Annotated in this window: 1 protein-coding gene and 1 pseudogene; both read right to left on the bottom strand. The window is 41.4% G+C overall.

What is annotated here, in order from left to right:
* A pseudogene (locus AB4496_RS22650) lies at positions 1 to 396 on the bottom strand (sensor histidine kinase); the annotation flags it as partial.
* Between the two features lie 2 nt (positions 397 to 398).
* The coding region (locus AB4496_RS22645; protein ID WP_372132050.1) for a helix-turn-helix domain-containing protein at positions 399 to 683 on the bottom strand (285 nt) is incomplete at its 5' end.

Below are 683 nucleotides of genomic sequence, written 5' to 3'. Positions count from 1 at the left end.
CAATCGTCCGTCTTCGAGAGCAAAACGGTAGACACCAAAGACAGCCTCTTTCTTGATGTCGTTGGTAACCGTTTCATCAACGAAGACGACAGTGAACTCATCATTAACAAATGTCACATCCCGAAGTACGTCTTTACCATCGACCTTTATGTTAGGCAATTGGTCATAATAAAATGACACTACGTAAGATTTAGGTAGTTTGGCTTCTGGATTTATAAGGCGTACTTCGTTAAAGCTCAACCATTCACTGGCGAGTCGCATTTTTACTGAATCTTCTATTCCATATTCAAAGTGACGGATTAAAAGTTCTCCGAATAGTAAGGCTGTCAGAAGTGACAAGCCCAAGAAAAAGGTAGTAAGGTGACCCCGTATTGGGAAGCTCTTTTTCATGCTCATGGTTACCCTTTGATCCTCAGACCTTGGCCAACGACGGTTTCAATCAACTTAGATTCAAAAGGCTTATCGATTTTTTGTCTCAGTTGATAAACCTGCACTTTTATGTTGTTACTTTCTGGTGCGTCATTTGGCCATAAACACTCCTCTATTTCTCTACGAGTAACCACTTGTGGACTTCGGCGCATGAGGAGTTCTAAAAGCATTAGGTTGAGTCGATTTAAGTCCAAGACTTGCTCTGATCTTGATACTTGCTGGCTTTCTAGGTCATAGACTAAGTCACCTTGTAC

It is taken from the genome of Vibrio sp. 10N.222.46.A1 (assembly GCF_041473595.1).
Taxonomy (GTDB): Bacteria; Pseudomonadota; Gammaproteobacteria; order Enterobacterales; family Vibrionaceae; genus Vibrio; species Vibrio tasmaniensis_A.
The sequence above is the reverse complement of the archived record's forward strand: the minus strand, read 5'-3'. Positions and strand labels throughout refer to the sequence as shown.